This window comes from Ruegeria sp. ANG-R (assembly GCF_000813985.1).
In the GTDB taxonomy this organism is placed as follows: domain Bacteria; phylum Pseudomonadota; class Alphaproteobacteria; order Rhodobacterales; family Rhodobacteraceae; genus Ruegeria.
Genome location: NZ_JWLJ01000001.1, coordinates 522,058 through 546,927, shown reverse-complemented (window position 1 = coordinate 546,927; position 24,870 = coordinate 522,058). Strand labels below are relative to the sequence as shown.

General features: G+C 58.1%; 32 protein-coding genes. 14 read left to right on the top strand and 18 right to left on the bottom strand.

The window, feature by feature from the left end:
* The first annotated feature begins 87 nt into the window (after nucleotides 1–87).
* Both phaZ and RA27_RS02735 read left to right on the top strand, forming a co-directional pair.
* Nucleotides 88–1,359 (top strand): polyhydroxyalkanoate depolymerase, encoded by a 1,272-nt coding sequence (gene phaZ / locus RA27_RS02740; protein ID WP_039536855.1) that lies wholly within the window; start codon nucleotides 88–90, stop codon nucleotides 1,357–1,359.
* Complete coding sequence (locus tag RA27_RS02735; protein ID WP_039534749.1) at nucleotides 1,356–1,940, top strand: DUF6151 family protein; 585 nt, start codon at nucleotides 1,356–1,358, stop codon at nucleotides 1,938–1,940. The genes phaZ and RA27_RS02735 overlap by 4 nt, the downstream gene beginning before the upstream one ends.
* On the opposite strand, the gene RA27_RS02730 is transcribed toward RA27_RS02735, so the two are convergent.
* The 5 genes from RA27_RS02730 to RA27_RS02710 all read right to left on the bottom strand — a co-directional run bounded on the left by RA27_RS02730 (nucleotide 1,937) and on the right by RA27_RS02710 (nucleotide 5,522).
* A complete protein-coding gene (locus RA27_RS02730; RefSeq protein WP_039534747.1) occupies nucleotides 1,937–2,647 on the bottom strand; it encodes an alpha/beta fold hydrolase in 711 nt (236 codons plus the stop codon). The genes RA27_RS02735 and RA27_RS02730 overlap by 4 nt on opposite strands.
* Nucleotides 2,648–2,720: 73 nt before the next feature.
* Nucleotides 2,721–3,335 (bottom strand): hypothetical protein, encoded by a 615-nt coding sequence (locus RA27_RS02725; RefSeq protein WP_039534746.1) that lies wholly within the window; start codon nucleotides 3,333–3,335, stop codon nucleotides 2,721–2,723.
* A 20-nt stretch (nucleotides 3,336–3,355) separates the two neighbouring features.
* Nucleotides 3,356–3,781 (bottom strand): VOC family protein, encoded by a 426-nt coding sequence (locus tag RA27_RS02720; RefSeq protein ID WP_039534743.1) that lies wholly within the window; start codon nucleotides 3,779–3,781, stop codon nucleotides 3,356–3,358.
* A complete protein-coding gene (locus RA27_RS02715; protein ID WP_052265150.1) occupies nucleotides 3,781–4,773 on the bottom strand; it encodes an alpha/beta fold hydrolase in 993 nt (330 codons plus the stop codon). Before RA27_RS02715 ends, RA27_RS02720 begins: the two co-directional genes overlap by 1 nt.
* The gene (locus RA27_RS02710; protein ID WP_039536851.1) at nucleotides 4,773–5,522 is read right to left on the bottom strand and encodes an alpha/beta hydrolase; all 750 of its coding nucleotides are present in this window, start codon (nucleotides 5,520–5,522) and stop codon (nucleotides 4,773–4,775) included. Before RA27_RS02710 ends, RA27_RS02715 begins: the two co-directional genes overlap by 1 nt.
* A gap of 216 nt (nucleotides 5,523–5,738) precedes the next feature.
* Between RA27_RS02710 and thrS the strand changes: the two genes are divergently transcribed.
* From thrS to RA27_RS02685, 5 genes are all read left to right on the top strand, one after another.
* Complete coding sequence (gene thrS, locus RA27_RS02705; RefSeq protein WP_039534741.1) at nucleotides 5,739–7,697, top strand: threonine--tRNA ligase; 1,959 nt, start codon at nucleotides 5,739–5,741, stop codon at nucleotides 7,695–7,697.
* A gap of 222 nt (nucleotides 7,698–7,919) precedes the next feature.
* Entirely contained in the window at nucleotides 7,920–8,222 is a 303-nt protein-coding gene (locus tag RA27_RS02700) for a DUF2282 domain-containing protein (RefSeq protein WP_039534738.1), read from the top strand.
* Nucleotides 8,223–8,293: 71 nt separating this feature from the next.
* Entirely contained in the window at nucleotides 8,294–9,151 is an 858-nt protein-coding gene (locus tag RA27_RS02695) for a DUF692 domain-containing protein (RefSeq protein WP_039534735.1), read from the top strand.
* The gene (locus RA27_RS02690) at nucleotides 9,148–9,909 is read left to right on the top strand and encodes a DNA-binding domain-containing protein (protein WP_039534733.1); all 762 of its coding nucleotides are present in this window, start codon (nucleotides 9,148–9,150) and stop codon (nucleotides 9,907–9,909) included. Before RA27_RS02695 ends, RA27_RS02690 begins: the two co-directional genes overlap by 4 nt.
* Complete coding sequence (locus RA27_RS02685) at nucleotides 9,906–10,424, top strand: DoxX family membrane protein (protein ID WP_039534731.1); 519 nt, start codon at nucleotides 9,906–9,908, stop codon at nucleotides 10,422–10,424. The genes RA27_RS02690 and RA27_RS02685 overlap by 4 nt, the downstream gene beginning before the upstream one ends.
* 1 nt (nucleotide 10,425) lies before the next feature.
* On the opposite strand, the gene RA27_RS02680 is transcribed toward RA27_RS02685, so the two are convergent.
* Both RA27_RS02680 and RA27_RS02675 read right to left on the bottom strand, forming a co-directional pair.
* Nucleotides 10,426–10,794 (bottom strand): hypothetical protein, encoded by a 369-nt coding sequence (locus RA27_RS02680; protein WP_039534730.1) that lies wholly within the window; start codon nucleotides 10,792–10,794, stop codon nucleotides 10,426–10,428.
* A 42-nt stretch (nucleotides 10,795–10,836) separates the two neighbouring features.
* On the bottom strand, nucleotides 10,837–11,154 hold the full coding sequence (locus RA27_RS02675; protein WP_039534729.1) for an ArsC/Spx/MgsR family protein: 318 nt from the start codon (nucleotides 11,152–11,154) through the stop codon (nucleotides 10,837–10,839).
* Nucleotides 11,155–11,368: 214 nt separating this feature from the next.
* Between RA27_RS02675 and RA27_RS02670 the strand changes: the two genes are divergently transcribed.
* A complete protein-coding gene (locus RA27_RS02670; RefSeq protein WP_008758035.1) occupies nucleotides 11,369–11,575 on the top strand; it encodes a cold-shock protein in 207 nt (68 codons plus the stop codon).
* 160 nt (nucleotides 11,576–11,735) lie between these two features.
* Here the strand turns inward: RA27_RS02670 and thyX are convergent, their stop codons facing one another.
* Nucleotides 11,736–12,647: an FAD-dependent thymidylate synthase gene (gene thyX, locus RA27_RS02665; protein WP_039534728.1), complete on the bottom strand. Its 912-nt coding sequence runs from the start codon at nucleotides 12,645–12,647 to the stop codon at nucleotides 11,736–11,738.
* Nucleotides 12,648–12,825: 178 nt separating this feature from the next.
* On the opposite strand from thyX, the gene RA27_RS02660 reads away from it, so the two are divergent.
* The 4 genes from RA27_RS02660 to RA27_RS24950 are packed head-to-tail and all read left to right on the top strand — an operon-like array spanning nucleotide 12,826 to nucleotide 14,754.
* Nucleotides 12,826–13,254: a VOC family protein gene (locus RA27_RS02660; protein ID WP_039536849.1), complete on the top strand. Its 429-nt coding sequence runs from the start codon at nucleotides 12,826–12,828 to the stop codon at nucleotides 13,252–13,254.
* A complete protein-coding gene (locus RA27_RS02655) occupies nucleotides 13,251–13,955 on the top strand; it encodes a DUF1194 domain-containing protein (protein ID WP_039534727.1) in 705 nt (234 codons plus the stop codon). Before RA27_RS02660 ends, RA27_RS02655 begins: the two co-directional genes overlap by 4 nt.
* Nucleotides 13,952–14,326, top strand: coding sequence for a DUF1194 domain-containing protein (locus RA27_RS24955; RefSeq protein WP_343294142.1), 375 nt, complete (start codon nucleotides 13,952–13,954; stop codon nucleotides 14,324–14,326). The genes RA27_RS02655 and RA27_RS24955 overlap by 4 nt, the downstream gene beginning before the upstream one ends.
* Complete coding sequence (locus RA27_RS24950) at nucleotides 14,287–14,754, top strand: DUF1194 domain-containing protein (RefSeq protein WP_343294141.1); 468 nt, start codon at nucleotides 14,287–14,289, stop codon at nucleotides 14,752–14,754. The genes RA27_RS24955 and RA27_RS24950 overlap by 40 nt, the downstream gene beginning before the upstream one ends.
* Here the strand turns inward: RA27_RS24950 and RA27_RS02645 are convergent.
* From RA27_RS02645 to RA27_RS02635, 3 genes are all read right to left on the bottom strand, one after another.
* On the bottom strand, nucleotides 14,701–15,198 hold the full coding sequence (locus RA27_RS02645) for a winged helix DNA-binding protein (protein WP_193746457.1): 498 nt from the start codon (nucleotides 15,196–15,198) through the stop codon (nucleotides 14,701–14,703). The two genes, RA27_RS24950 and RA27_RS02645, sit on opposite strands and share 54 nt — an antisense overlap.
* A 76-nt stretch (nucleotides 15,199–15,274) precedes the next feature.
* Nucleotides 15,275–15,532: a succinate dehydrogenase assembly factor 2 gene (locus RA27_RS02640; RefSeq protein WP_039534725.1), complete on the bottom strand. Its 258-nt coding sequence runs from the start codon at nucleotides 15,530–15,532 to the stop codon at nucleotides 15,275–15,277.
* Nucleotides 15,529–15,921 (bottom strand): helix-turn-helix transcriptional regulator, encoded by a 393-nt coding sequence (locus tag RA27_RS02635; RefSeq protein WP_039534723.1) that lies wholly within the window; start codon nucleotides 15,919–15,921, stop codon nucleotides 15,529–15,531. The genes RA27_RS02640 and RA27_RS02635 overlap by 4 nt, the downstream gene beginning before the upstream one ends.
* Before the next feature lie 92 nt (nucleotides 15,922–16,013).
* On the opposite strand from RA27_RS02635, the gene RA27_RS02630 reads away from it, so the two are divergent.
* Both RA27_RS02630 and RA27_RS02625 read left to right on the top strand, forming a co-directional pair.
* Nucleotides 16,014–17,216, top strand: coding sequence for a pyridoxal phosphate-dependent aminotransferase (locus tag RA27_RS02630; protein WP_039534722.1), 1,203 nt, complete (start codon nucleotides 16,014–16,016; stop codon nucleotides 17,214–17,216).
* A gap of 14 nt (nucleotides 17,217–17,230) precedes the next feature.
* Complete coding sequence (locus tag RA27_RS02625; RefSeq protein WP_039534718.1) at nucleotides 17,231–17,632, top strand: hypothetical protein; 402 nt, start codon at nucleotides 17,231–17,233, stop codon at nucleotides 17,630–17,632.
* A 4-nt stretch (nucleotides 17,633–17,636) separates the two neighbouring features.
* Here RA27_RS02625 and RA27_RS02620 read toward each other — a convergent pair whose 3' ends face one another.
* The 7 genes from RA27_RS02620 to yajC all read right to left on the bottom strand — a co-directional run bounded on the left by RA27_RS02620 (nucleotide 17,637) and on the right by yajC (nucleotide 24,861).
* Nucleotides 17,637–19,001 (bottom strand): MATE family efflux transporter, encoded by a 1,365-nt coding sequence (locus tag RA27_RS02620; protein ID WP_039534716.1) that lies wholly within the window; start codon nucleotides 18,999–19,001, stop codon nucleotides 17,637–17,639.
* 136 nt (nucleotides 19,002–19,137) lie between these two features.
* Nucleotides 19,138–20,067: a polyphosphate kinase 2 gene (gene ppk2, locus RA27_RS02615; protein WP_039534714.1), complete on the bottom strand. Its 930-nt coding sequence runs from the start codon at nucleotides 20,065–20,067 to the stop codon at nucleotides 19,138–19,140.
* A gap of 528 nt (nucleotides 20,068–20,595) precedes the next feature.
* On the bottom strand, nucleotides 20,596–20,949 hold the full coding sequence (locus RA27_RS02610; protein WP_039534712.1) for an Mth938-like domain-containing protein: 354 nt from the start codon (nucleotides 20,947–20,949) through the stop codon (nucleotides 20,596–20,598).
* A gap of 10 nt (nucleotides 20,950–20,959) precedes the next feature.
* On the bottom strand, nucleotides 20,960–21,706 hold the full coding sequence (locus RA27_RS02605) for a TSUP family transporter (protein ID WP_039534708.1): 747 nt from the start codon (nucleotides 21,704–21,706) through the stop codon (nucleotides 20,960–20,962).
* Entirely contained in the window at nucleotides 21,699–22,874 is a 1,176-nt protein-coding gene (gene secF / locus RA27_RS02600) for a protein translocase subunit SecF (protein WP_039534706.1), read from the bottom strand. Before secF ends, RA27_RS02605 begins: the two co-directional genes overlap by 8 nt.
* Before the next feature lies 1 nt (nucleotide 22,875).
* Nucleotides 22,876–24,540, bottom strand: a complete 1,665-nt coding sequence (secD, locus tag RA27_RS02595; protein WP_039534704.1) for a protein translocase subunit SecD — start codon at nucleotides 24,538–24,540, stop codon at nucleotides 22,876–22,878.
* Between the two features lie 33 nt (nucleotides 24,541–24,573).
* Nucleotides 24,574–24,861 (bottom strand): preprotein translocase subunit YajC, encoded by a 288-nt coding sequence (gene yajC, locus RA27_RS02590; protein WP_039534702.1) that lies wholly within the window; start codon nucleotides 24,859–24,861, stop codon nucleotides 24,574–24,576.
* Nucleotides 24,862–24,870 lie beyond the last annotated feature (9 nt).

Here is a 24,870-nt window from a genome sequence, read left to right as displayed (position 1 = left end):
CTGCTGTGCAGAATAACGTCGTTGGCGTCGGGGGGCAAAGCGGCGAATGGTCCGAATTCTCAGGCTGATACTCAGGAGGCACATTCGATGCGCTACATGATGACCTATGACCTGATGGAAACCATGCGTAACACCAACCAGTGGCTTGGTGCAACCGCAAGCGCGATGGCGTCCTATCCCCTGTTTTCGATGACACCCAATCCGGCGTTCAACTGGATGGCCGCTTGGGGTGAAGTAACCGAACGCACATTCCAACGTATGGTCGTCAAGCCCGACTGGGGCATCCGGACCTTCACCTGCGAAGACGGCAAAGACCATCTGGTCGATATCACAACCGTGCTTGAGCGCCCGTTCGGCGACCTGATCCATTTCCGCGTCAATGGACGCGAAGAACAGCCGCGCAAGGTGCTGTTGGTTGCACCGATGTCCGGACACTACGCGACCCTGCTGCGCTCGACCGTCAAAAGCCTGCTGGTCAATTGTGAAGTCTACATCACCGATTGGCATAACGCGCGCGACATTCCCGTGTCCGAAGGCAAGTTCGATGTCGAGGATTACACGCTCTACCTTGTCGATTTTATGAAAGAGCTGGGTCCGGATACGCATGTCATAGCCGTGTGTCAGCCCGCACCGCTCACGCTGGCCGCGACCGCCTATCTGGCCGAGGTCGAGCCCAAGGCGCAGCCCAGCACGCTGACTTTGATCGGAGGTCCCGTCGACCCCGATGCCACCCCGACCGAAGTGACCGATTTCGGCCGCCGCGTCACGATGGGACAGCTGGAAGAAACCATGATCCAGCGTGTTGGCTTCAAATACAAAGGGGTTGGCCGCATGGTCTATCCCGGCCTGCTGCAGCTTGCCTCGTTCATGTCGATGAATGCCGAGCGTCACAGCAAAGCCTTCTCGGACCAGATCCAGCGGGTTATCCGGGATGAGGCATCCGAGCACGATGCCCATAACCGCTTTTACGATGAGTATCTGGCCGTGATGGATATGACGGCCGAATTCTACCTTTCAACCGTCGAACGTGTGTTCAAAAACCGCGAAATCGCACGCAATGAATTTGTTGTCGCGGGCCACAAGGTGGATATCGGAAAGATCACCGATGTCGCCGTCAAATCGGTTGAAGGCGCGAATGACGATATCTCGGCACCCGGTCAATGCATCGCGGCGCTCGACCTGTGCACCGGCCTGCCAGACAGCAAGAAAGCCAGCCATGTTGAACCCGGTGCGGGTCACTATGGCATCTTCGCGGGCCGCAGCTGGCGCGACAACATCCGTCCGCTTGTGATTGATTTCATGAACGAAAACAGCCGCAAACCACGCCGCCGCGCTGCCAACAACAACAAAGTGGCATGACCCGAAAGGCGGCAGAAGACCTCTCCTTCTGCTGCGACTGTGGCACGCTATCGGGACACATCACCAGAAACGGAGTCCGATCCGGGACACATGTCGTGTGCTTCTGCCACGACTGCCGCGCCGCTCAGCTCTATTTCGAACAGCCGGACCCTGCGCCCGGCCCGGTCGAGATTTTCCAGATGGCACCCGAAGACATCAGGATTGAAACAGGTGCCGCGCATCTGGCCGTGATGCAACTAAGCCCCAAAGGCATGTTGCGCTGGTATGCGAAATGCTGCAACGCGCCGCTTGCGACAACTCCGACGACACCAAAGTTTCCGTTCGCGGGTTTCATCGTCAAGCGCATCCCCGACCGCAGCGATCTTGGCCCCATCACGACACGTGGATTTATACCAAAGGCTGACGGCAGACAGTCTCATGAGAAAATCCGCTATGCCGCAATGGGTTTGCTGATACGCGTTTTGAAATCGCGCCTATCCGGCAGTTGGAAGGATACACCGTTTTTCAGGTCTGATACGGGCGAGCCGGTCGCGCATCCAACCGTTCTGACAAAGGATCAGCGTGCAGCTTTCTACGACTAGGTCAGCCGCGGCGGTATCTGCATCCAATCCCGTAGCATCGCATTCACTGTTTCAGGGGTTTCCAGAGTTGGAAAATGCCCGGCGGCGTCGATCACGCGCAGTTCCGCACCGGGGATCAAATCGGCCATAAAAGCGTGCTTTCGTACCGGGCTTTCAGCATCATGCGCCCCGCAAACGACCAGAGTCGGCATCCGGATACGGCGCAGCGTGCCCTGCTGATCCGGGCGGCGCTGCAGTGTCCGCATCTGGCTCACGAAAACACCCGGACCCAGTGCATCCGCCATCTGCAAGACATCGTTCAGGATCGGGATACGCTGTGGGCCAGGGGCCATCATGTCCGAGCCGATCACCTTGCGCATCATCTCGTCCAACCGACCGGCCTGCGCGCCCACGATCAGATCTTCGCGGCTCGCCGCGATATGAGGTGTATCGGCCTGCGCATCGGTTGCCAACAGGCACAGACGCGTCACCCTGTCGGCTGCACGCCGCACGATCTCAAGCGCGACGCTTCCACCCAGACCAAAGCCGGACAATGCAAACCGATGCGGCAGTTGGTCCAGCAGGCCCGACGCGATCTCCTCGACCCGCTCACCGCCGAAGATTGGGGCGACCATGACGGCGCGCTCATGCGACAATGCGGTTAACTGCGCCTGAAACAACCGTGCATCGCACATCAGTCCGGGCAGTAAAACCAACGGCTCGATCACCTCGGCGTCCTCCGCTCGTTGCTTTTGTTTTATGACAGGATGAGAGGTTTGCCGACGCCGGGCAAGCAAAACTTCAAGGATATTCGATTGCTCTGAACGGCGGGAAATCTGCATAGCGCGCCTGCCTTCTGGCCAGCGTTTCGCCGGGATCAGCTCCGGGACGCAACAGGCAGCCGCGCGGCGCGATATAGCTGTCGATCCGCCTGACGGGCTTGGGCCGCCAAACCAGATTGAAAGCGCACAATTTAGGAAAGAACCAGATCTCGGAATAATCCAGATGGTCATGCAGCCACCACGCCAGATCCCGCCAGTCACGCCCTTGCGCGTAGCGATCCGCAAACCATGGTATGACGACCGAGGCCCCGGCGACCCGAAGGTCACCCTCGGCCCAATCCCAGATATGGCACTCCAACGGGTTGTCATTGCGGGCGCAGTTCAGCCTGTTTTCATTTCCGAACCGATTCAGGGACCGCGAGCGATAGCCCGAGCGCACCGCGACACGCCCAAAGGTTTCTTCCAGCGGGTCCAGCAGGGTTTCGCAAAAGGCACGCCCGGTTTCGATCGCAAGATCGGGATTGTCGGGAATGTTCTGCAATGCGTGAAAGTTCCCAATCTCGGAATATAGAAAATCACGCATGTAAAAATGCCGGGACAGGCGCACGCGGCCCAATGTCTCGAGGCTCCACATGCTACCTGGCCGACGCACGCTCAGTACCCGTTCCAGCGGAAAGACCCGTCCGCGGCGAGGTTCGAGAACGGATTGAACGCGATTTCCCAGATCGTCTTGTCGGGCGCGCGAAAATACCCGTGATGCCCGCCCCAAAACACATCTGATGCAGGTTTCAGCACAATGGCACCCGCTTGTTCGGCTTGCCCAAGCACCTCGGCCACTTCTTCTTTTGAGCGGCAATTGTAGCTGACCGTCATCGCCCCATGGCCGAGTGTCGCTGCATCCACGCCGATCTCATCTGCAAGCGCAGATACAGGATAGAGGCCGAGCGTCTGGCCGATCAGATCAAACGCAATCACCCCGTCCGGGGTATCGACGCGCCGCCACCCCAGTGTCTCGTAAAACGCAGCCGCTGTTGCAGGCTCTTCGACACCGATTGTTATTAGGCTTACCCGCTGTTCCATTATTCGATTCCCTGCTCAGACAACCAATTCAATATGCCTGAAATCGCCGCATCGGTCTGGCCCGGCGACATCAGGCGTCCCGCCACCACGTGCGAGGCCGGATCGTCTTCGGCCCCCATCCTGACCAGTGAAACCGAAACGGGGCCACCCCAGGCCCGAGCCGCCTCATGCATCCTGTCCGGCCGCACCACCTTGTCGTCTTCCGAAAACCAGAACAGTGCCGGGACCCGCGCGCCCGAGAAATCCAGGGCATAGACAGCATCCACAAGGGCAAACATAGGCACAACCGCTTCCCAGGGATACGCGGATGTCCAATATCTGTTCTTCTCAGGATCGGCGCTGGATACATCCCGCTCTGCCCCCAGCAGCAGCGGCAACCACTCACGGGCCCAAGGCAAGGATGGCACCCACGCGGCAACCGTGTTCACGCCGAAATTGGGTGAAAAGAACACCATTGCTGCCACATCTGCACTCAGTTCCGTATCCAGCGCGGCTGCAGCGGCCAAAGTACCGCCTGTCGAGGTCGAGATCACAATCACCTGCTCTCCGACCGCCCGGGCGGCGGCCAGACCCTCGGCCGCGTCCTGCATCCAACCCGAGGCCGTGCCCTCGGCCATCGCGTCACCATCCCGCCCGTGCCCCTGAAGCCGGGTGTAAACGAGGTTGGCCCCCAATGCGTCCGCAATCCGGTCAGGCACGGGTCTGATCTCTTCGGACGAGGCCGAAAACCCATGGATGTACAGCACCGAGTAAGGTGTCCGCTGCTCGTAAAAACCATCCTGCCAGACCACCCGCTTTTCGACGCCCGGCACGATGTCGTCATAGACCGATTCCGTGCTTTCGAAATAAACCTGAACACCTTCGCCAAATTTGCGCGGATCGAAACGCGGATGCAGGTTCACCGGCTCACGTGGGCCAAACAGGTAAATCCCCCCACAGACAAGCACGAGGCCCAGCAACAGTCGCCCGAGGACCCGGCCCAAGCGCTGCATCAGGCGCTTCCCATCACGTCCCGCACCGCCTGCTCAATCAAGCCGAGGCACGGCCCATCCGAGAACCTGTGATCCGCGTCTTTGACCAGCAGCAACTGCATGTCCGGGCCAGTGACATGATCCAGCAGACGCACCGCCGTTTCGGTCGAGACCGCCGTATCCGCCGTCCCCTGCAGAAACCGCACCGGGAATTGCAGATCAAGCGGGGTGCGCAAGACAAGGCGCTGCCGCCCGTCCTCGATCATCCGCCTGGTGATAATGTAGGGCTCCATATAGTCCGAGGGCAGTTCCACATGCCCAATGGTTTCCAGATCAGATTTCTGCTGATCCGAAAATGACGCCCAATACCCGTCCTCGGTAAAGTCCGGCGCCGCCGCGATTGTCACAAGTCCGGCAATTCGCTCGGGCATGACACGCGCCAGCAACAACGCCTGCCACCCGCCCATGGACGATCCTACAACAATCAGCGGACCGTCGGTTAACCGAGAGACGGCTGCCAGCGTATCCTCGTGCCAGTCCCCGATACATCCGTCGGTAAAAGCGCCCGAGCTTTCGCCGTGCCCGGAATAATCAAACCGCAGAAAGGCCTGCCCACGCGCCTGCGCCCAGGCCTCAAGATGCACCGCCTTGGTGCCCTCCATATCCGATTTCAAGCCGCCCAGAAAAACGATGGTCGGCCCGTGCCCCTCACTCTTGTGATACGCCAGCCGTCGCCCCTGCGCGGTCTCCAGAAATTCTGCCTCTGCCATGCTATCCTCTTTGATTGTCAGCCCATCATGCATGTCACACAACTGTCTGCAATTCCCCGATCCTTCTTCATCTGGCTAAAAACACTCCGGGGTGCGCGAGGGGCTGGCCCCTCGCTCCTACCCTTGACACCCGCGCGCCCACCTGCCACATGAGCCCGACACACATAACCCGCAACCGGGCGTTCAGTGGGCGCCAAACCGACGAGGAGAGCCGATATGGCCCTGGACTCACAGTCAGTCTCCCTTACTTTTCCCGATGGCAATTCCCGATCCTTCGACGCTGGCGTTACGCCCGCGCAGGTCGCTGCCGATATATCCACATCACTGGCGAAAAAGGCCATCTCGGCCACGGTGAACGGCCAGCACTGGGACCTCCAATGGCCCATCGAGGCAGATGCGCAGATCGCCATCCACACCATGAAAGATGAAGTTCAGGCCAATGAGCTGATCCGTCACGATCTGGCCCACATCATGGCCCGCGCGGTGCAGGAGATCTGGCCCGACACCAAGGTCACCATTGGCCCTGTTATTGAAAACGGCTGGTACTACGACTTTGACCGGGCTGAGCCATTCACGCCCGAAGACCTCGGCCTGATCGAAAAAAAGATGAAGGAAATCATCAACAAACGCGACCCCGTGACCACCGAGGTCTGGGACCGTCAGCGCGCGATCGATTTCTATACCACCAACGACGAGCCCTATAAGGTCGAACTGATCGAGGCGATCCCCGGCGATGAGCCGCTTCGCATGTACTGGCACGGCGACTGGCAGGATTTGTGCCGCGGCCCGCATCTGCAGCACACCGGACAGGTTCCGGGCGACGCGTTCAAGCTGATGTCCATCGCAGGGGCCTATTGGCGCGGCGATAGCGACCGCGCCATGTTGCAACGCATCTACGGTGTGGCTTTCACCGGCAAGGAAAAGCTCAAAGCGCACCTGCATATGCTCGAGGAAGCCGCCAAACGCGACCATCGCAAGCTGGGCCGCGAGATGGACCTGTTCCACATGCAGGAAGAGGCTCCGGGTCAGATCTTCTGGCATCCCAATGGCTGGACCATCTACACCCAGCTACAGGATTATATGCGCCGTCAGCAACGCAAGGGTGGTTATGTCGAGGTCAACACACCTCAGGTCGTCGACCGCAAGCTATGGGAGGCTTCGGGTCACTGGGACAAATATCAGGAGAATATGTTCATCGTCGAAGTGGACGAGGAACATGCGCGGGAAAAGGCGATCAACGCGCTGAAGCCCATGAACTGCCCCTGTCACGTGCAGATTTTCAACCAGGGCCTGAAATCCTATCGCGACCTGCCGCTTCGCATGGCCGAGTTCGGCTCGTGCAACCGCTACGAGCCGTCGGGCGCACTGCACGGCATCATGCGTGTGCGCGGCTTTACCCAGGATGACGGGCACATCTTCTGCACCGAAGACCAGATCGAATCTGAAACCGCCGAGTTCATTCGATTCCTGTCCGTGGTCTACAAGGACCTCGGGTTCGAAAACTTCTCGGTCAAGTTCTCGGATCGCCCTGAAAAGCGGTCCGGCTCGGACGAGGTATGGGACAAAGCTGAGGCCGCCCTGCTCAGTGCGACCCGCGCCGCAGGAATCGAACCGGAACTCAACCCCGGCGAAGGCGCGTTTTACGGCCCGAAACTGGAATTTGTTCTGACTGATGCAATTGGCCGGGACTGGCAGTGCGGCACCCATCAGGTGGACTTTGTTCTGCCCGAACGTCTGGACGCCACATATATCGGCGCAGACGGCGGCAAACACCGTCCGGTCATGCTGCACCGCGCGACGCTGGGTTCGTTCGAGCGGTTTATTGGCATCCTGATTGAGGAACACGCAGGCAAGCTGCCCTTCTGGCTGGCGCCACGTCAGGTCGTCGTCGCGTCGATCACGTCCGAGGCCGATGAGTATGTGGCCGAAGTCGTTGATACCCTGCGCGCCGCTGGTGTCCGCGCCGAGGCGGATACCCGTAACGAAAAGATCAACTACAAGGTCCGCGAACATTCGGTGGGCAAAGTACCGGTGATTCTGGCCGTTGGTCACCGCGAGGTTGATGAACGCTCGGTCAGTGTCCGCCGTCTGGGTGAAAAACAAACGCAAGTTCAGTCGCTTGAGTCTGTAACAAAAGAACTGGGTCAGGCCGCAACGCCACCCGATCTGCTGTAACATTCGGCGCCAAACTGCCGGAAATCCGGCCCAGACTTTTGGGCCGGATTGAAACAAATACCATTTTTCATTTCAAAAACAATTTGTTAACCTTCAAGGGTGCATGACGATCTTTGACGGGGTTGTGAGACACGGGCTCGTGAATTCAACTGCTGCCGCTGAACCGTTACCTTCGTCGTTGTCACAAGCAGACATACGCAGTCATTAACAAGGATTTCCAAGATGTCGAACACCGCAAAAACACTGGTTATCGCAAGCGCTGTCGCTGCAGCCGTTTCCGGCGCTGCCACAACTGCTACGGCACAGGCCAAAGAGAAGTGCTATGGTGTTTCTCTGGCTGGTCAGAACGACTGTGCAGCTGGCCCCGGCACTACATGCGCGGGCACCTCGACCGTCGACTATCAGGGCAACGCATGGACCCTGGTCGATGCTGGCACCTGCGCCGACATCGAATTGCCAGCAACAGCAGATGGTCAGGCCCGCCACGGCTCGCTTGAGCCGCTCGAGCGTGACCTGCCCGCATAAGGCTGTCCGAATGAACCAGAAAGGGCGGGCATGATCGCCCGCCCTTTTTGTCGTGATCAGGGGATTTGCAAATGTTGGATAACGCTCTCAGATCGAACCGACTTCCCGCGGCGCCGGGGGTCGGATACAAGCCACAGCATTTCTCGCAGATCCTTGAGCACGCCAAGCCCGTGGCGTGGCTGGAAATCCATGCCGAAAACTACATGGGTGATGGTGGCAGACCGCTGGCCCAGCTTCGCCATCTATCTGAACAATTTCCTATTTCCGTCCATGGCGTCGGCCTATCTATCGGCGGCGAAAGCCCGCTGGATGCCGATCATCTGGCCCGCCTGAAACATCTGGTTGAATGGCTGAACCCGGCCAGTTTCTCGGAACATCTGGCATGGTCGACCCATGACAGCCACTTTCTGAACGATCTGCTGCCCCTGCCCTATACCGATGCAACGCTTACGCGTGTGTGCGACCATATCGATCAGGTGCAGGAGGTTGTCGGGCGGCAAATGCTGTTGGAGAATCCGTCGAGCTATCTGGCCTTCAAGGAAAGCACCTGGTCCGAGCCCGATTTCCTGCGCGAGATCGCCCGGCGCACCGGGTGCGGGTTGTTGCTGGACGTCAATAACGTGTTTGTTTCGGCGACCAATCTTAATTTCTCTCCGCAGGGCTACATCGATGCCTATCCGCTGGACCAGGTCGGTGAGATTCATCTGGGCGGTCACGACGAAGACGAGGACGATCACGGTCAGCCACTGCTGATCGACAGCCATGGGCGCGAGGTCGTGGACCCGGTCTGGACCCTGCTGGACTATGTTCTGGATAAATCCGGCCCCAAACCGGTGTTGATCGAATGGGACACCGATGTGCCGGACTGGCCGGTGTTACGTGCCGAAGCTGAACGGGCACAATCTGCATTGGACAAGGTTCCGGCATGAGCGTGTCTCAGACCACATTCCACAAAGCCCTGCTGGACGCCGGCAAACCGGTGCCGGATGGTCTGCTGGATTCAAAAGCCCGGCCTGCCGGGCGTCGTTTCAGCGTGTATCGCAACAACGTGGCCGTCTCGCTGACAGAGGCGATGCATCAGGCATTTCCGGTCATTGCAAAGCTGCTCGGATCACAGAACATGGATGGCCTGGCCGGGATGTTCCTGCGCCAACATCCACCTTCATCGCCCCTGATGATGCTCTACGGTGAAGAGTTTCCCGCGTTTCTGGAAGGGATAGAGCAACTGTCGCATCTGGGGTACCTACCGGATATTGCCCGCCTGGAACTGGCTTTGCGGCAAGCCTATCACGCCGCCGATAGTCGGCCCATCGACGCCGATGCCCTGAGCATCCCGCCAGATGACCTGATGCAGGCCAAGCTGGCACTCGCCCCGGCGGCACAGGTCCTGCGGTCAGACTGGCCCGTTCATGCGATCTGGTTGTTCAACACAGAAGACGACGCCCCCAAACCCGAGGCGGGCGCCCAGGATATCCTGATTACACGCCCCGAATACGACCCTGCCCCACATACGTTACCCCCAGGTGGTGCGACCTGGATCAACCGCATTCGGGCTGGGGAAACGATCGGCAATGCATTTGAAACCACCGTGGCGGAAACGCCCGAATTTGATCTTGGAACCACTCTGGCACTGCTTTTGCAGGGCGGTGCAATAACCTCTGTGACTATCGAAAGGCTGGACACATGACTGCCCTGATCTCAACCTACAACAACGCGATGGAAAAAGCGGATCACGCGTCCGGTTGGCTGACGCCAACCCTGGCCCGGGTGGTCTTTGTGGCCGTCCTGTTTGTCTACTACTGGAACTCGGCTACGCTGAAGATCGACGGCTCGATCTTCTCGCCATCAGCCGGGGCGTTTGGGCAAATCTTCCCCAAAGCCGCCGAAGCTGTGCTGTACGACGTCAGCCAGATGACCTTTTTCCAGCGGGTCGTCATCTTCTTTGGTACGGTAGCCGAGTTTGCCCTGCCGGTATTGTTGCTGGTCGGCCTGCTGACCCGTCTTGCTGCGCTGGGCATGATCGGATTCGTTTGGGTCCAAACGCTGACTGATGTGACCGGCCACGGCGTCAAACTAGGTGGTTTGTTCGATAACGCCATCACGTTGATGGATCAGCGTGTGATGTGGACATTCCTGTTGCTGGTGATTGTGATCAACGGAGCCGGTCCGATATCACTGGACCGGCTGCTACGCCTGAAATGACCTAGAAATGCGCCTTGGGCTCGTCCGGCTTTCCCGCCGCGAGCCCAAGCAAACCCGCCACGCCTGCAAAAGCAATCGGGAACATGGTGAAAACACCGAAGCCAAAGGCGTAATACATTCCAGCCGCAGAGATCAGCAGCAATACGCCCGCGATCAAAGCGCGCGAATGGGCCATTGCACCCCCTACAATTGCCAATAACGGCGCCACGATCGAAGCGGTCTGGATCAACTCGGGGTTATCTACCTGCTCGGCAATGCCCTCGATCTCACCAAATTGATCGATCAACTCCACAAAGCCATAACCGAAAAAACCGACGATCATTCCGATTAGTCCGGCAATGACGCCCAGTATCATGGCAGCGTTTCGCATTCACAGGTCTCCGATTGTTGCCCATGTCACATAGGCAATGTTTCAGGCAACACCAAGAGCCTGACGGGTTTCGGGCGTCCAGCCCAGATAGAGCTGACCATCAGCTTCAATCAATGGGCGTTTCATCAGGGTCGGATGATCAACCAGCAACTCAAGCACAGGCCGATTGCGCGTGGCATCGTCCAGCCCGCGCCAGGTTGTTGACCGGGTATTGAGCAAGGCTTTGCCGAAGTTTTCAAACGCCGATGACAGGAGATTTTCGGGAACGCCCTGCGCGCGGACGTCGATAAATTCCGTACTTGGAAGCGATTTCAAGGCTTTACGGCAAGTATCGCAAGTCTTTAATCCATAGAGGCGCATTATCTGATCGATCCTGTAACTGCTGCAAATCTGGGCAAACCCATCAGGCCGTCCCGGTTATTCTTGATTTTTTACTTCACCATGCAATGTTGAAAAAGGCGAAACACGCAACTCGGGCTGTATCGTTTGGGCGAACAGTGATGTGTTGCGGTCTTGCCAGCCACTGCCCCCACCGATTTGTGGGACAACGTGTAAGTAGAAGGAGACACGGGAAATGCCAACTGGCACCGTGAAATGGTTTAATACAACCAAAGGCTATGGTTTTATTGCGCCCGATGAGGGTGGCAAAGATGTGTTTGTTCATATCTCGGCCGTAGAACGATCCGGTCTGACCGGACTCGCTGACAATCAGAAAGTCTCGTACGAGTTGCAGGACGGACGCGATGGCCGCCAGATGGCTGCTGATTTGAAGCCGCTATAAAGCAGGGCCCGCTTGCTGCGGGAAAGACAAAGAAGGTTGACGGCCAATTTCAGGCCGTTAACCGAATTCAGGGACTAACCCCGTCCGCGTGCCGAATGAACTTCGATGCGCATTTGTGGGTATTTCCAACACACCGACGAAGGGCTCGATAACCCGTGCTTTAGCCTTCGCGAATAACGGTTTCGAACTCACGCCATTCCCGAGCTGTCATGCCCGAATTCTCCTGCGTGACATTCTCGCCGCTCAACATCCGACGCAGGCAAGTTACCATCTGTGCCGACAGGTTGACCGCCCCAAGGCGATAATCTTCGAACGCGCGATAGGCGAACGGCACCCAATCGGCAACGATCTTGCACATGGTTTCGGCGTAAACGCGGATTTCGTACTGCGCGTGCGGGTCAGCGCGCAAACGCAGGAAGTGGAACAGATTATGCAGATCCACTTTCCAGTACCATTGCGTGTAGACATTCGCGGGAAGATTCATCCGCGCCAGCTCACGCGCAAGCCCCTGCTGGCCATCCTGACCAATCATCGCTTCATAGTTGTCATAACAGCGCGCACTGTCGGCTTTCAGAATCTCCAACACGCGTGCCGCTTCTTCACCCTGCAAGGTGTCACCCCGGCCCTGATTGTTGACCTCGGACTGCGCGGCCACATGCTCGGGGGCAGGAATATAGAACTCCCTGTCCAGAATCGAATAACGCGCCGAGTATTCGTTTACGTTCGCCGTCCGATGCCGAATCCACTGGCGCGCAACGAACACCGGAAGCTTGACGTGCAGTTTGATCTCACACATCTCGAACGGGGTCGAATGCCAGTGCCGCATCAGATAGCGGATCAGACCTTCGTCGTTCTGAACCGATTTGGTGCCCTTTCCATAGGAAACGCGCGCTGCCTGGCAGATCGCGGCGTCATCGCCCATATAGTCGATGACGCGCACAAACCCGTGGTCCAGCACCTGGTGCGCCGTATAGAGGCGATCTTCCATACCTTCGGCAACGACGCGTCGTGTCGGGTTCGACTGTGCGCGTTGCGCTTCGATCTCGGCAAGTTGGTCGTCAGACAGCGGCATGAAATTGTCCTTTCCAGCAATGAGTCGCCAACCACTATATATCGGCTCATCAACCATCGAAACCGCGATATGTGCGGCGTAATGCGCAAACTCTGGAATCTACCCGACCTGCCCCCTCGACATGAGACCGCGGCGCGCTAAGCTGCTGATCATCACAACCAATGTAAGGAAAGTCGCGATGGGGCTGACATATCTTCACACCATGGTCCGCGTGAAGGATCTTGAGAAATCCATAGCGTTCTATGAGCTTCTGGGCCTGAAAGAGACCCGTCGTTACGAAAGCGAGGCGGGACGGTTCACGCTGGTTTTTCTGGCCCCGCCGGGGCAGGAGGACGCCCCCATCGAGCTGACCTATAACTGGGACGGCGATGATGAGCTGCCGAGCGACAGCCGCCATTTCGGCCACCTCGCCTATGGCGTCGACGATATTTATGAAACCTGCCAGCACCTTCAGGACAACGGTGTTGTCATAAACCGCCCGCCGCGAGACGGTCGCATGGCGTTTGTGCGTTCACCCGATAATATCTCGGTCGAATTGCTGCAAAATGGAGAGGCGCTGGAACCGGCAGAGCCGTGGGCAAGCATGGACAGCACCGGCCACTGGTGATCCGCTGGACGACATCTCTGGGGCTGATCCTTTCGGGCAGCCCCGTTCTGGCCGAGCAATGCCGCCTGGCGCTGGCCCTCGCGATGGACATCTCAACCTCAGTCGATGCGTCCGAGGATGCATTGCAACGTAAAGGGTTGGCCGCCGCTCTGATCGCCCCTGAGGTGCAAGAGGCGTTCTTCATCTCTCCGCAACCCGTCGCACTGGCGGTTTATGAATGGTCTGGCGGCTTCAACCAGAAACTCCTGCTGGATTGGCACGTGATCGAGACAACGGCAGATCTGGTATCGGCGGCGCACCGTATCGGCCAATCCAAGCGGTCAACCAGTGATTCTCCTACCGCTATGGGTCATGCGCTGGCATATGGCGCGACACTCATGGGACGCGCCCCACGGTGCCTGTTCCAGACCATCGATATTTCAGGCGATGGCAAGAACAATGATGGCTACGGGCCACAAATCGCTTACAAGCATTTTCCGTTCGAAAACACGACCGTGAATGGGCTGGTGATCAACGCCGCCGACTTCGAGGGTGAAATCGACCTGATCCCGTTCTTTCAGAACAACGTTCTTCATGGCCCCGGGGCGTTCCTTGAGATCGCCGCAGGGTTTGACGATTTCGAACGCGCGATGCGACGCAAGCTTGAACGGGAACTGAAAGGTGTGGAACTCAGCGCGCTGCAATCGGACGTGGTCGAATGATCCGCCTGTGCGCCACTCTCTTATGTTTGTTGTCCAGCCCGCTTACCGCTCAATGCAGGCAGGCGCTAGCACTTGGCCTTGACGTGTCAGGTTCGGTCGACAGTCGGGAGTATCAGCTGCAGCTCAACGGCCTTGCCGCCGCCCTGCGCCACCCCGACGTTGTCAATCTGATCCTGTCGAACCCGACCACATTTGTGCGGGTCGCCATATTCGAATGGAGCGAAACCGGCCACCAACGCCTTTTGCTGGACTGGACCGATATCCGCGCATCTGCCGATCTGCATCGGATCGAACAGCGCTTGCAAAACATCTGCATCGGATCGAACAGCGCTTGCGAAACACAAAACGCTCTACTGCTCCGCAAGGTATAGCCGTCGGATCGGCCATGCGGTATGGCGCTGAACTGCTGGCGGCACACAGCGAGTGTTGGCGGCGCACGCTGGATCTGTCGGGCGACGGCAAACACAATGTCGGGCCAAACCCCCGGGACATCAGGACATCCCTGCAAGGCTCTGATATCACGATCAATGGCCTTGTGATCGGCGCCGACAACCCCAGCCAGGGCGACACGCGCCATGTCGAGGTCGGAGAGCTATCGGCCTATTACAGGGCTTGGGTCATTCTGGGACCAGACGCCTTTGTCGAAGTTGCACTTGGTTTCGAAGCCTACGAAGAGGCAATGACCCGCAAGCTGATCCGTGAACTCGACGGATTGGTCCTGTCCTGGACACCGACCGCTCCTCGGTCAGTAGATATAGCGGATCTGATCGGTCCAGTATCGCTCGACCCGGCGCAATGACCCAGTGATGTCTTCGATCCCGTCGGTTCCGATCACACCACGGCTTTGCAAGCCTTCGGCGTGGCGGGCAAATAGGTCCGACACGATATCGCGAATTTCACGCCCGCGCGGGGTCAGGCGGACGCGGACCGAGCGGCGGTCGATCTCGCATCTCTGATGGTGCATATAGCCCATCTCGACCAGTTTCTTGAGGTTATAGCTGACGTTGCTGCCCTGATAATAGCCACGGCTTTTCAACTCACCCGCGGTCACCTCATGATCGCCGATATTGAACAGAAGCAGGGCCTGTACGGCGTTGATTTCCAATACGCCGACACGTTCGAATTCATCTTTTATGACATCCAGAAGCAAGCGATGCAGACGCTCGACCAGCGCCAGTGCCTCAAGATAGCTCGTCATGAACCCCTTGGTCCCGGGCGCGGCGACCTGTAACTCCATACTCATCCGATCCTCCGATTCCTCGCGCTGTTTCTGAAAACATGACGCGAATTCCCGAAAAATCGGTTAAGCTTGGTTTCCCTTATTTCTGAAAGGTTTGCGCGATATCCGCGATCATATCCGCCAACCGTTCTGGTGGGCTGGCCTGACCGGTCACCCATTGATACAGATCCTGATCGTTTTCGTGCAACAGCGCATCATAGGTATTCAGCCCGTCCTCATCCATCGACGACAGGTTGCGGTCGGCGTAGGCCGTCAGGATTAAATCCATCTCTTTGATCCCACGCCGCATCGAGCGCATCTTCATGCGCTTGATGCGGGTTTCGTGCGGTTCGGTCACTGATTGCGTTCCAGTTTCAGGCGCAGAGATTTTTCCACGCGGGCCAAACGTTCGGAACTGGCGCGCATCTCGCCCCGAATTGTGCGCAATTCTGCCACCAGATCACGCAGTTCCGAGTCTACATCCCCGTTCAGGCTGGTCTCGTCCATGCCGTCACCTTCGCCCGTCAGAAGCCACATGATCGAGACATTTAGCAGCCCTGCCATCATTGACAGTTTGTTGGCACGGGGCTCGGACAGGTCATCCTCCCACGAGATGATCGTGGCCTTTTTTACCCCAAGACGACGGGCCAATTGAGTCTGGGTCATCCCTGCAACTTCTCGCGCGCCTGCAACGCGATCACCGAAGGTTGCTGTATCCGGTCCGAACCAGTCGGTTTCGTCGTTCATCGGGGCCTCCAATAGGTGGGGTTCAATTGGCTTGATCGATATTCCGGCGCACCCTATGACAGTCAGGCTGAACATACAAACCGAGGCCACCCATGAGTTTCCTGTCTGCGACATTGTCACGCGTAAAACCCTCGCCCACGATCGCGATGACAGCCAAAGCGGCGGAACTGAAGGCCGCCGGGCGCGACGTCATCGGGCTCAGCGCTGGTGAGCCGGACTTTGACACGCCGCAGAATATCAAGGACGCCGCCATTGCCGCCATTGCCGCAGGCAAGACGAAATACACCGCACCGGACGGCATCCCGGAACTGAAACAGGCAGTCTGTGCCAAGATGAAACGGGACCACGGGCTGGACTATACGCCCGCTCAGGTCTCGGTCGGGACAGGTGGCAAACAGACGCTTTATAACGCGCTGACGGCCACGTTGAATGAAGGGGACGAGGTGATTATTCCCGCCCCCTACTGGGTCAGCTATCCGGATATGGTTTTGCTAGCGGGTGGAACGCCCGTGGTGGTGGAAACCAGCCTGCAGAGCAGTTTCAAGCTGACGCCCGAACAACTTGAAGCAGCGATTACGCCAAATACCAAATGGTTCATCTTCAACTCCCCCTCGAACCCCACAGGGGCGGGTTATAGCTGGGATGAGCTGAAGGCGCTGACTGACGTGCTCGTGCGCCATCCGCAGGTCTGGATCATGACCGACGATATGTATGAGCATCTGGCCTATGACGGTTTCGCGTTTTGCACCCCTGCGCAAGTGGAACCGCAACTGTATGACCGGACGCTCACCTGCAATGGTGTATCCAAAGCCTATGCCATGACCGGCTGGCGCATTGGCTATGCGGCAGGTCCGACCGAACTTGTAGCTGCGATGCGCAAGGTACAGTCGCAATCCACCTCGAACCCCTGTTCGGTCAGCCAGTGGGCTGCAGTCGAAGCGCTGAATGGCACGCAGGCGTTTCTTGCCCCGAACAACGAGGTATTCAAACGGCGCCGCGATCTGGTCGTCGATATGCTGAGCCAGATCGACGGCATCACATGCCCAACGCCCGAAGGCGCATTCTACGTCTATCCGTCAATCGCGGGCCTGATCGGAAAAACCACGCCCGCCGGCACGGTAATCGATTCCGACGAAGCGTTTGCCACCGCTTTGCTGGAAGAGGCTGACGTGGCCGTCGTATTTGGCGCGGCGTTCGGACTGTCGCCGAATTTCCGCGTCAGCTACGCGACGTCGGATCAAGCCCTGACCGAGGCCTGCACGCGCATCCAGCGCTTCTGTGCCGCGCTGACCTGACCGCGGAGGTTCATATGTCCTCAGCCCTGCCCGAATACTACTTCCGCGTACGCGAAAACGGCGCAGCGGTGTTCAGGATTGATACGGAAAACCGCCAGCGCCGGATCGAGATGGACCAGATAGCTGTGATCAATATCCGCAATGGCGAAGTCAAACCGCAGGGGCAGCGCGTTCTGACCGATGCCGACAAAACGGAAATCGCGCGTTGGATGGATGAGCGCAAAATCCTGCTCGCTCGGCGCGACATGGATGATATTCACCGCGCGGTTGATCATCTGAACCTGACTACGCAATGGGCGCAATCCAAAGCCACGGACGAGCAGTTGGAAGAGGTTACGGATCGGCTTTTGATGGCGATGCACGATCTTCGTTCGGTGCTTGTCCGCAAGAAATCAGACCGGGTCAGCAAGGGCTGACGCGTCAGGCGGGCACTTCACCCACATTGCGTACCGACCGGAACCAGAAGCGTGCCATCAGCAAAACGGCGGCACATGCCAGCCCCAGTACAAGGCCCAGCCAGACGCCGATCCCGTCCATCCCCTGAATGAACCCGAAGTAATACGAGGCCGGCATTCCAACCACCCAGTAGCTGAGCGCCGCCATGACCATCGGCACCTTTGCATCCTGCAACCCGCGCAACAGACCCAGCGCGATAACCTGCGCTCCATCAACCAACTGGAACAGGGCAGCCATGGCAAGCAATCCGGTTCCGATCAGCAGAATCTGAGGGCGCTGCGGGTCGTCGGCTTCCATGAACAACGAGATCAACGGCTCCGCGCAGGTCAGAAACAGGATGATCGTCAGCGCAGACATCACCAGGGACATCCCCGTCACTGCGATGGCGCCTTTCTCGAGATGTGCCCGATCGCGGTGACCCAACGCGTTGCCCGCCCGGATCGTCGCCACGTTGGACAGGCCCAGATGAACCATGAATGTAGCGGACGCCAGGTTTAGCGCAATCCCGTGGGCTGCAAGCGGCACCTGACCCAACCAGCCCATCATGACCGCCGATGTCGCAAACAGGGACACCTCAGCCAGAGTCGTCAGGCCGATTGGCACACCCAGTCGCAGAACGCTAAGAAACATCTCCCAATCCGGGCGCCAAAACCGCTGAAACAGGCTGTGTTCCGGCAGTACCCGCACCGCATAGATGACAACCGCCACCAGCGACACGATCTGCGTCGCCACCGAGGCGATGGCTGCACCGATTACCCCCAGCTCGGGGGCGCCCCAGTTCCCGAAGATCAGTGCATAGTTTGTCAGGCCGTTGACCAATGCGGCAACGATGGTGATCCACAACACAATCTGGGTCCGCTCGAGCGCGGCAAGATAAGACTTCAACACCATCACCAGCAAAGCCGGGAACAGCCCCCAGCCCGCAACGCGGAGATATTTCGCTGCAGTTTCAGCCACTTCCGGCTCTTGCTTGAGTGCAATCAGAACGGGGTAGGACCACCACAATAGGGGCATCGTTACCGCTGCATAGATCAGCGAGAGCCACAGCCCCATGCGGGTGGACCTGCGTATGCTGGTTTCATTCTCCTCCGCTGCGGCAGTGGCCACCATGGGCATGACGGCCCAGCCGAAGCCTGCTCCGAACAGAAACAAAACAAAGAAATAGCTGCTGGCGAGCGTCACCGCAGCCAGGGCCTCGATCCCATACCATCCCAGCATGATGGTATCGGTCAGACCAATCGCATACTGCGCCAGATGCCCGCCGATCAACGGCAGCCCCAGCACCGCAATGGCTCGGAAATGGCCGGGATATGTCATGACCTTGCTCATTCCGCCAGCCTTAGGCTTGCCCAGACCCGGAGACAAGAGGTCATCTCAAAAAATCAAAGTGAGACTCAAATCAGAGGATCAGCGAAATGCCACTGCCCTGCTGGGCAATGGCATCACTTCCCCGTTGTTCCCGCGATCAGCCGATTTTGGAATCAGGATGCAGAGCCGTGCCAAGGATGTGATCCGAGCGATGGATTACATGATGCGCCTGCCCCACGATCAGCGGATCAGGCTCACCCACGATCCGATCGTCCTTGTCGGGATAATCCAGCGTAGACAGGAAGTGACGCATACAGTTCAGCCGCGCGCGTTTCTTGTCGTTGGACTTGACGATCGTCCAAGGCGCGTCAGCGGTGTCTGTGTAAAAGAACATCGCCTCTTTCGCCTCAGTATAGTCATCCCACTTGCTCAGGCTGGCCTTGTCGATTGGCGACAGTTTCCACTGCTTCAGAGGATCGGTCTCGCGGCTTCTGAAGCGGCGCTGCTGTTCTTCCTGCGTGACCGAGAACCAGTATTTGTAAAGCTGAATACCCGAACGAACCAGCATCCGCTCCAACTCGGGCGTCTGCCGCATGAATTCCAGATACTCGTTAGGAGTACAGAAGCCCATAACCCGCTCGACACCTGCGCGGTTGTACCAAGACCGGTCGTAGAACACCATCTCGCCAACGGTCGGCAGCTGTTGCACGTAGCGCTGGTAATACCACTGCCCCTTCTCCTCTCCGGTCGGCTTGTTCAAAGCAACGACGCGCGCCTGACGCGGATTCAGATGCTCCATGAACCTTTTGATGGTCCCACCTTTCCCAGCCGCATCACGGCCTTCAAACAGCAGCACAAACCGCTGACCGGTCTCCTGCGCCCACAGCTGAACCTTCAGCAACTCGGCCTGAATCTCGGCCTTCTGCGTCTCATATTCCTTGCGCGCCATCTTGCGGCCATAAGGATATTCCCCACTTTCAAACGCCTGTCGGATTTTCTCGGGACTGGGCGACGAGGCCTCGGGGCGCGGTGCAGTTGCAGCTTTGATCTGAGATGATTTCCGGGTGATCTGGGGCGTTGCGTCCATGCATGTTCTCCTCGGTTTCACTGTTCTGGACAACGCCTAGCAGATAGCCTCATTCTGCGCTTTGATTGGTGTCAAATTGACTAATGTTTACCAATAGTCATCAAAGGAACGACGCTAAGAAATCCAAATTCATCTCGCCGCAGAGTAGTTAGTTTTGCTGCGCTATCTGGAGATTGAGAGCACAGTGCAGTCTTCTACCAGATGAGATTCGCTCTCCAGCCCTCGCCGCGACGTCCGGATTTCGACTATCTTGCGTTAGCAACCGTTTGCAAAGAGGTACCAAGGAGCCACTCTCTATCCGCTTCCTAAAGTCATAAGCGATGGCAGATTGCACCCTCAGGAACTCGAGCCACAATCGCTGTCCCGAGATTACCTAGAACCAATTTGCCCCCGGCGAGAAGATTAGCAGCAAGCATCCAAACAGAAGAGCGGGCTCAAAACTACAATGATCTATAATCTGAAAGCGTTGGGCCGGTCCGCTACCCCTTCAGCTCCCCGGAATACTGTTTTCCAGATCACACGCAAATCTCAGACGGGGATCAGCGCAAGCGCGACGCGTCGACCTTCGGACAGCAGCACGTTGTAGGTGCGGCAGGCTGCAGGAGAATTCATGATCTCCACGCCCAAACCAGCCTCTTCCAATGTTGTGCGCAGGTCCGAAGGGATGTGGGTCAGATCTTTTCCCGTGCCAATGAACAAAACATCAATGTGTTCGGATAAGGTCAACAGCGTGTCCGTGTCGGAATAGCCCGACCAGGCACCGGTCCCAGTGGGGCCGGTCAGGATCGCGCCATCGTGAACCTGACCGCCGATCCGAAAGAAGCCGGGGCCATAGCCGTCAACCGGCTGGGCGTTGGTATATGTGATCTCGTTCAGGCGCATGTGGAGGGTTCTAGCCCCAAAGCGGCAGGCCGGACAAGGCTGCTGTTGCGATCACCAGATATGCCGCACCGCGATAGAGACCTCCGTGTTCCGGCCGGAACATCCAGCCGCCCAACCAATTCCCGGCCATATTGGGAACAGCGAGAGCCAGTCCCAATCCCACATTGGCGATCGAGAGACGGCTCATGCCTGCCAGATATCCGAGGATCAGGAGGTCGAAAGCGAACAGGAACAGGAGGATTGTTGCGCGGATGATCTCTACCGGCAACGGCCGGGACATGTAGAACAGGATCACCGCAGGCCCCGGTATACCGGCGACACCACCCAGCAACCCCGCCGCCCCACCGATGGCGGTAACCATGCTGCGCGATACCGCTCCACGGTAGCGCAAACCAAGAATGAGAATGACCAGCATCGACAATGAAATCAGGCTAACCAGATAGCGAAACACGTTAGGTTCCGAGCGGGTCAGCAGCCACAGCCCGACTGGCAGGAGAAGCGCGCATCCCAACAAAAGACGCGCAAGATCAGCCTTTTCGACAACCTTCCAGGCGCGGCGCAGGTTGGGGATCGGGCCGAAGATGTCCATGACCGTCAGTGCGATAATGGCACCGAACGGTCCCAGATAAGGGCTGGCTACGGGAAGGAAAATCAACGCGGTTCCAAAGCCGGAGAAGCCGCGCACGATCCCTCCGATCAAAGAGGCGAAGAAGATGACGGCCAGACCGGTTGGGGTCTGGCCGAACAGATCAGGCATCGATATTGGCGAACTGGTTGCCGGCCGTGTTCGACGGTTTCGACCAGTCCCGCTTGACCCCCAGCCACAGCAGGATGGTCGAGGCGACGAAGACCGAGGAATAGGTCCCCACGATCACACCCCAGATCATCGCAAAGACGAAGCCCCGGATCACGTCCCCGCCCAGTACATAAAGCGAGATCAGTGCCAGAAGCGTGGTGACCGAGGTCATAACCGTCCGGCTGAGCGTTTCGTTGATCGAGATGTTCAGGACCTCTTTGAGGTCCTTCTTCTTGTACTTGCGCAGGTTTTCCCGCACCCGGTCAAAGACGACCACGGTGTCGTTCAGCGAATAGCCGACGATGGTCAGAAGTGCGGCGATGATCGCCAGGTCAAAACGGATTTGCAGTTCCGAGAAGATACCGATGGTCAGGATCACGTCATGCACCAATGCGGCCACGGCCCCGAGTGCAAACTGCCATTCAAACCGCAGCCAGATGTAGACAAGCACCGCACCGATCGCCAAGGCGACCGCGATCACCGCGGTCTGGATCAACTCGCCCGAAACCTTTGGACCAACGGATTCGACCGAGACGAACTGGATATTGTCGTAGTCGAAACTGATACTGGCCACGGGGTTGCCGACCGTGGCTGCATCGACCGCTGCTATTCTCAGCTGCTCAAGAAGTTCAACCGAACTCCCCGGCTCGAATACCAATATACCGCCAACGTCCTCGCCTCCAAGTGCGATAAGAGCATCAACAACCTGCTCCGATGGGCCATTTTGCATAGTGATGTTAACGTTCATGCTGCTCAGGGTCGCATTACCCAAAACATGTTCAACCGCTTCAATCACATCGGCAGACACAGCCTCGGCATCGTCCTGTGCCTGGATTCGGATCATCGCCACGTTTTCGTCTTCGCCAAAGGTTGGATCGAAAATCTCGGTGATGGTCACATCGCCCAGTTCCAGCGGTGCGATGGCATCGCGATAGGCGCCCACATCGATCTCTTGCGCGCTTTGGGTCCGGATCGTTGTGCCCCCGCGGAAGTCGATGCCAAAGTTCAGGCCCTGCAGCATAAAAGAGGTGAAGGCCACCACCATCATCAGACCTGAAATACCCAGCCAGATCTTCCAGCGGCTGAAGAAATCGAACGAGGTGTTCTGGGGTACGAGTTTCAGTCTCATGTCAAACCTCGATCGTTTTCGGGCGGCGGCGTTCGAACCACATGACGATCATCAGGCGAGTCACGAAGATCGCTGTGAAGACCGAGGTCAGAATGCCCAGACCAAGTGTAATGGAGAAGCCGCGCACCGGGCCGCTGCCCATGGCGAACAGGATTACGGCGGTGATGAAGGTGGTCACGTTCGCATCCAGAATGGCGGACAAAGCCCTCTCGTAACCCAGTTCGATGGCACGCGCCGGGCCTTTGGCGGATTTCAATTCTTCGCGGATGCGTTCGAAGATCAGCACGTTGGCGTCGACCGCCATACCGACTGTCAGCACAATGCCTGCGATCCCTGGCAAGGTTAGCGTCGCTCCGATGAGCGAGAGCAAACCGAACAGAAGCCCCACATTCAGGATCAGCGCGATATTGGCGAAGATACCGAACAGCCCGTAACTCAGCGCCATGAAGACGAGCACGGCAACAAAGGCCACGATAGTGGCGACCTTGCCCGCGTCGATACTGTCCTGGCCCAGCTCGGGTCCGATGGTGCGTTCTTCCAGGAACTCCAAGCCCGCAGGCAGGGCACCCGCGCGCAGCAGGACCGCCAGATTGGTGCTTTCCTCGACGGTAAAATCACCGGTAATGATACCCGAACCGCCCGGGATGTGGCTTTGGATCACTGGGGCCGAGATCACCTCGTCATCCAAGACAATCGCGAAGGGCGCGCCGATGTTTTCCAGCGTGTAATCGCCGAACTTACGCGCACCGGAGGTGTTGAACCGGAAGCTGACCGCCGGGCGACCATTCTGGTCGAAGGATGGCTGGGCGTCGACGAGTTCCTCGCCGGTTACCACAGGGGCGGATTCCAGAGTGTAGTACACGCCGTCCTCATCGATTGACGGCACGACTTTTTCACCAACACCCGGGCTCGCGTCCGGGTTGGAACCGCGTCCAACAACGGGGTTGAAGGTCAGTTGCGCGGTTGTTCCGATGATCTCTTTCAACTCACCCGCACTGCCAATGCCGGGCACCTGAATCAGGATACGGTCTGCGCCCTGGCGCTGAATGGTCGGCTCACGCGTGCCGACCTCATCGATCCGGCGACGGATGATTTCCAGAGCCTGACGCACGGTACGGTCGTCAGACGCGAGTTTCTCGGCCTCCGACAGTTGCACAACGATCGTATCGCCGTCCGCTGCCCGCGCCTCGATGTCCGTTGCGCCAACCCCGGTCAGGGTTTGCACCTGGCGGGCCAGCCCTCGCACCACCTCCAGCGCACGGGGCATACCTTCGGGCTGACTGATCTTCACGCGAATCTCATCCGGTGCCGACGGTTGCTTGCGGATCGTTCCGATTGTGGCGCGTTCATCGCGTAGCGCATCTCGGATTTCAGGCCACATGGCCTCCATCCGGGATTCGTAAACCTCCTCAACCTGAACTTCTGCCAGCAGGTGCGCCCCGCCGCGCAAATCGAGGCCCAGATTGACCAGAGACGAAGGCAGCCAGTTCGGCCACGCAGCCGCCTCGGCCTGCATCTCAGGAGTGTCAATGCCAAGCTCGATCGCCGCCTTGGCATCGTTCGATTGCTCGACGCGCGTATAAAACGCATTCGGCAGGGCCATGAGCAGACCGATCACGCAGACCGCCCAGATCAGAACCCTCTTCCAGGAATCAATTTGCAGCATTACCCTGCCTTTTCAAGGAATTGTCGCGCGAAGTTACTTCGCTGGTTCGGTTTTGTTCAGAACCTGAGCAATGGTCGATTTGACCACTCGAACCTTAACGCCTTCGGCGATCTCGACCTCGATCTCGTTGTCGCCTTCCTTGACCTTTGACACTTTGCCGATCAGCCCGCCCTGGGTGACAACCTGATCACCCCGACGCACGGCCTCGACCATGGCCTGATGCTCTTTTACCTTTTTCTGCTGCGGACGGATCAGCAGGAAATACATGATCGCGAAGATCAGGATCAGCGGGAGAAATTGGGCGAATGCGCCACCATCCATGGGATATTC